Here is a 5,234-nt window from a genome sequence, read left to right as displayed (position 1 = left end):
TGCCGAGCGTGTCCCAGTCGTCACGGGTCTCGACGCCGCCGTCCTCCCGGGAGACCACGCCGTGCACCAGGCGGGGGTCGTCGGGGTCGGAGTCGTCCAGCCCGAACGTGGCCAGCCGCGTCCACACCGGGGACAGCGACGTGAAGATCTTCGTGCCCGTGTACCGGTACGAGCCGTCCGCCTGGCGTTCCGCCCGGGTCCGCGAGCCGAACATCACCAGGTCGTTGCCGGCCTCGGAGTTGCCGAACGCGAACACCTCCCCCGCCGCGGCGTCCCGCAGGATGAACTCGACGGAGTCGTCGCCGCGACCGACCAGCAGCGCCGCGAGGCCCGTCACCACGAGGTGCATGTTCACCGCCAGCGCGGTCGCCGGCGCCGCCGCCGCGAGCCGGACCTGCTCCCGAGCGACCTCCTCCAGGGACAGCCCGCTCCCGCCCAGCGCCTCCGGCACGAAGGCCTTCAGGTAGCCGGCGGCCACCAGGTCGGCGAGGTCGTCGTGCGGGAACGTGTTCTCGCGGTCGTGGACCGGGGCCCGTTCGTGGATCCGCTCGAGCAGGTCGTCGGTGAGCAGCGTGCGCAACGTGCGGGCCATGTCAGAACTCTGCCACCGGCCCGGGCCGGATGACGCCACGCGACCGATCAGCCGATGACGCCACGCGACCGATCAGCCCTGGGCTTCCGCGATCCGCTCGTCGTGGCGGACCTTGAGCAGGCTCGCCACGGCGGTCACGCCGAGGATCAGCACGATGGTGCACAGCGACACCCAGATGGGGATCTCCGGCGCCCACGCGATGGGCTCGCCGCCGTTGATGAACGGGACCTCGTTCTCGTGCAGCGCGTGCAGGATCAGCTTGACGCCGATGAAGCCGAGCAGGACCGCGAGGCCGATGTTCAGGTACACGAGGCGCTTGAGCAGGTCACCCAGCAGGAAGTAGAGCTGGCGCAGCCCCATGAGCGCGAACAGGTTGGCCATGAGCACCAGGTACGGCTCGCTGGTCAGCCCGAAGATCGCGGGGATCGAGTCGAACGCGAACAGCAGGTCCGTGGCACCCAGGGCGACCAGCACGACGAACATCGGCGTCATGAGCCGGCGACCGCCCTCGACGACCGTGAGCTTGACCCCGTGGTACTCCGGGGTCGCCGGGAACACCCGCTGCACGATCCGGAGCAGCAGCGGCGGGTGGAACACGTCGTCGTCGCCGGCCTCGCCCTCGCGGCCCACCTTCCACGCCGTCCACACGAGGAACGCGCCGAACAGGTAGAACACCCAGCTGAACGCGTCGATGACGGCCGCGCCGGCCCAGATGAAGATCCCGCGGAAGATCAGCGCCAGGATGATGCCGATGAGCAGCGCCGTCTGCTGGTAGGCACGCGGGACGGCGAACTTGCCCATGATCAGCAGGAACACGAACAGGTTGTCCACCGAGAGCGAGTACTCGGTCAGCCAGCCGGCGTAGAACTGGCCGGCGAACTCCGCGCCGTAGTAGCCCCACACCCAGAAGCCGAACAGCACCGCGAGGCCGATGTACCCCGCCAGGTAGCGCAGGCACTCCGCGGTCGACGGCACGTGCGGCCGCCGCCCGACGATGGCGACGTCGACGACGAGCAACGCGCCGGCGAGTCCGAGCGAGACGATCCAGACGAGCGAGTCGACGTGCAACGGGTGGTCCTCAGTTCTCGGTCGACGAGGCGCGCTCGTCGTTTCGGGTCTTCAGCAGGCTGGCCACCGTGGCGACCGCGAGGGTGCCGAGGATGAAGGCGAGCGACAGCCAGATGGGGATCTCGGGGGCCCACGCGACGGGCTCGCCGTTGTTGATGAAGGGCAGCTCGTTGACGTGCAGCGCGTGGAGCACGAGCTTCACGCCGATGAAGCCGAGGATGACGGCGAGGCCCTGCGAGAGGTACACCAGCCGCTCGAGCAGGCCGCCGATGAGGAAGTAGAGCTGCCGCAGGCCCAGCAGCGCGAACGCGTTCGCGGTGAACACGATGTACGGCTCGTCGGTCAGTCCGTAGATGGCGGGGATCGAGTCGAGCGCGAACAGGACGTCCGTCGAGCCGATCGCGACCATCACCACGAGCATCGGGGTGAACAGCCGCTTGCCGTCGATCCGCACCGTCAGGCGGTCGCCGTAGTACTCCTCCGTCGTCGGCAGCACCCGCTTGAGCAGCCGCACGGCGATGCCGTCACGCTGCTCGCGGGGATCGGGGTGCTCCGCGTCGTGGTGCTCGCCGGCGAGCTTGGCCGCCGTGTAGATCAGGAAGGCGCCGAAGATGTAGAAGACCCACGAGAACTGGTCGATGGCGGCGGCGCCGGCCAGGATGAACACCGTCCGCAGCACCAGCGCGATGACCACGCCGACCAGCAGCACCTTCTGCTGGTACTCCCGGGGCACAGCGAACTTGGTCATGATGATGAGGAAGACGAACAGGTTGTCCACCGAGAGGCTCTTCTCGGTGATGTACCCGGCGAAGTACTCCGTGCCCGGACCCCAGCCCCACACCATCCCCAGCACGACGCCGAACAGCAGGGCGAGCGCGATGTAGAAGATCGACCAGCGCACCGACTCCTTGAAGGTCGGGGCGTGCGGCGTGCGCACGTGCGCGTAGAAGTCGAAGACGATCAGGCCGACGATGCCGATCGCCGTCGCTGCCCAGACCCAGCCGGCAACGTCCATGGAAATACCTCCGGTACGAGAGTTGCATCGGTACCGAAGGTCTCCCCCGCCCGCGTGGTGCAGTCGCGGACCGATCCAGCCGGGCCCCGTGCGAACGGGTCCGTGATGACGACGGGATCGTGTCTGGGGTACTCCCCTTCAACGGGCGCAAGCATAGGCCACGCACAGCCTCATGGCAGTCGTGAGTCTCCGCGCCGCCTACTGCAGGCAGAACTCGTTGCCCTCGGGGTCGGCCATGACGATCCAGAACGACCCCGGGCCGTCCTCGTCGACGAACACCTGCAGCTGCGTGGCGCCCAGCTCCACCAGCTCGGCCGCACGCTGACGGCACAGCGCCGGACGGTCCGCCGGATCGAGGCCCTCCCCGACGTTGACGTCGAGGTGCACCCGGTTCTTCGCCGTCTTGGCCTCGGGCACCCGCTGGAACAGGAGCCGCGGGCCGACACCGTCGGGGTCCACCACGTAGTAGAGGGCGTCCCGCTGCTCGACGGGGAGGTCCAGGGTGTCGACGTACGCGCCCCAGCTGGCGAAGCCGTCCGGTGGCGGCGGCTCGACATAACCGAGCACCTCGCCCCAGAACCGGCCGAGCGCGCGTGGGTCCGCCGCGTCGAACGTCACCTGCACCGGAACAGCCATCCCGCTCCCCGCTCCCCCTCAGGCCGTGGCGGCCTGCATCTGCCGCAGCTCCTTCTTCATGCCCGAGATCTCGTCGCGCAGCCGCGCCGCCAGCTCGAACTGGAGCTCCCCGGCCGCCGCATGCATCTGGTCCGACAGCTGCTGGATCAGGTCCGCCAGCTCTCCGGCGGCGGCGCCGGTCAGACGGGTCCGCTCGTCGCGCGGCGCACCCTTCTTCGAGCCGAAGCCCGGCACGGGCGCCTTGCCGCGGCTGGTCTGCCGTCCGCCGCCCCCGAGCAGCTCCGCCGTGTCCGCGTCCTCGCGCGCCAGGAGGTCGGTGATGTCGCCGATCTTCTTGCGCAGCGGGGTCGGGTCGATGCCGTTCTCGAGGTTGTAGGCGACCTGGCGCTCGCGGCGGCGGCTGGTCTCCTCGATGGCCAGCGCCATGCCGTCGGTGATCCGGTCCGCGTACATGTGCACCTCGCCRGAGACGTTGCGCGCGGCGCGGCCGATGGTCTGGATGAGCGAGCGCCCCGAACGCAGGAAGCCCTCCTTGTCGGCGTCGAGGATGGCCACCAGCGACACCTCGGGCAGGTCCAGGCCCTCGCGCAGCAGGTTGATGCCGACCAGCACGTCGTACTCACCGAGCCGGAGCTCCCGCAGCAGCTCGACCCGGCGCAGGGTGTCCACCTCGGAGTGCAGGTACCGGACCCGGACGCCCTTCTCCAGGAAGTAGTCCGTGAGGTCCTCGGCCATCTTCTTGGTCAGCGTGGTGACCAGGACCCGCTCGTCCTTCTCGACCCGGTCGTGGATCTCCCCCAGGAGGTCGTCGATCTGGCCCGTCGTCGGCTTGACCACGACCTGCGGGTCCACCAGGCCGGTGGGCCGGATGATCTGCTCCACCACGCCGTCGGAGATCGACAGCTCGTAGTTGCCGGGCGTCGCGGACAGGTAGACCGTCTGACCGATCCGCTCGACGAACTCCTCCCACCGCAGCGGGCGGTTGTCGGTGGCGCTGGGCAGCCGGAAGCCGTGGTCCACCAGCGCGCGCTTGCGCGACATGTCGCCCTCGAACATCGCCCCGATCTGCGGCACCGTCACGTGCGACTCGTCGATGACCAGCAGGAAGTCCTCGGGGAAGTAGTCGATCAGCGTGTTCGGCGCGGTACCCGCACTGCGCCCGTCGATGTKCCGCGAGTAGTTCTCGATGCCCGAGCACGAGCCGATCTGGCGCATCATCTCGATGTMGTACGTGGTGCGCATGCGCAGCCGCTGGGCCTCGAGCAGCTTGTTCTGCCGCTCCAGCTCCGCCAGCCGCTCCTCCAGCTCGAGCTCGATGCCGTTGATCGCGCGCTCCATGCGCTCCGGGCCGGCGACGTAGTGGGTGGCCGGGAAGATGTGCATCTGCTTCTCGGACCGCACGACGTCGCCCGTGAGCGGGTGCAGGGTCGCGATCGCCTCGATCTCGTCGCCGAAGAACTCGATCCGGATGGCGAGCTCCTCGTACACCGGGATGATCTCGACCGTGTCGCCGCGGACGCGGAACGTCCCGCGCGTGAAGGCCATGTCGTTGCGGGTGTACTGCATGGTGACGAACTTGCGCAGCAGCTGGTCGCGGTCCACCTGGTCGCCCACCGAGAGCGTCACCATGCGGTCGACGTACTCCTGCGGCGTGCCCAGGCCGTAGATGCAGCTGACGGACGCGACGACGATGACGTCCCGCCGGGTGAGCAGGGAGCTGGTGGCCGAGTGGCGCAGGCGCTCGACCTCGTCGTTGATCGACGAGTCCTTCTCGATGTAGGTGTCCGTCTGCGCGATGTACGCCTCGGGCTGGTAGTAGTCGTAGTACGAGACGAAGTACTCGACGGCGTTGTTGGGCAGCAGCTCGCGGAACTCCGTGGCCAGCTGCGCCGCGAGCGTCTTGTTCGGCGCCATGACCAGCGT

5 protein-coding genes are annotated in these 5,234 nt (G+C 68.8%); all 5 read right to left on the bottom strand.

Annotated features, from left to right (window positions below; genetic code table 11):
- Positions 1-592, bottom strand: a 592-nt coding sequence (locus tag ACXJKG_RS19115) for an acyl-CoA dehydrogenase family protein (RefSeq protein ID WP_456847317.1), incomplete at its 3' end; no start/stop codon positions are given.
- Between the two features lie 72 nt (positions 593-664).
- Positions 665-1,660, bottom strand: a complete 996-nt coding sequence (locus ACXJKG_RS19110; protein ID WP_456847316.1) for a TerC/Alx family metal homeostasis membrane protein — start codon at positions 1,658-1,660, stop codon at positions 665-667.
- Between the two features lie 10 nt (positions 1,661-1,670).
- Positions 1,671-2,675, bottom strand: a complete 1,005-nt coding sequence (locus ACXJKG_RS19105) for a TerC family protein (RefSeq protein WP_456847315.1) — start codon at positions 2,673-2,675, stop codon at positions 1,671-1,673.
- A 198-nt stretch (positions 2,676-2,873) separates the two neighbouring features.
- Positions 2,874-3,311 (bottom strand): VOC family protein, encoded by a 438-nt coding sequence (locus tag ACXJKG_RS19100; protein ID WP_456847314.1) that lies wholly within the window; start codon positions 3,309-3,311, stop codon positions 2,874-2,876.
- An 18-nt stretch (positions 3,312-3,329) separates the two neighbouring features.
- Positions 3,330-5,234 (bottom strand): excinuclease ABC subunit UvrB (gene uvrB / locus ACXJKG_RS19095; protein WP_456847313.1); only part of this gene is annotated, 1,905 nt, incomplete at its 5' end.

The sequence above is a fragment of the Cellulomonas sp. P5_C6 genome (assembly GCF_054049635.1).
Note: the sequence above shows the minus strand (reverse complement) of the source record. Positions and strands in the feature narration are given on the sequence as shown.

Coding starts and splice junctions, on each gene's coding strand:
- ACXJKG_RS19105 (WP_456847315.1), bottom strand. CDS start 2,675: ATGGACGTTGCCGGCTGGGTCTGGGCAGCGACGGCGATCGGCATCGTC.
- ACXJKG_RS19100 (WP_456847314.1), bottom strand. CDS start 3,311: ATGGCTGTTCCGGTGCAGGTGACGTTCGACGCGGCGGACCCACGCGCG.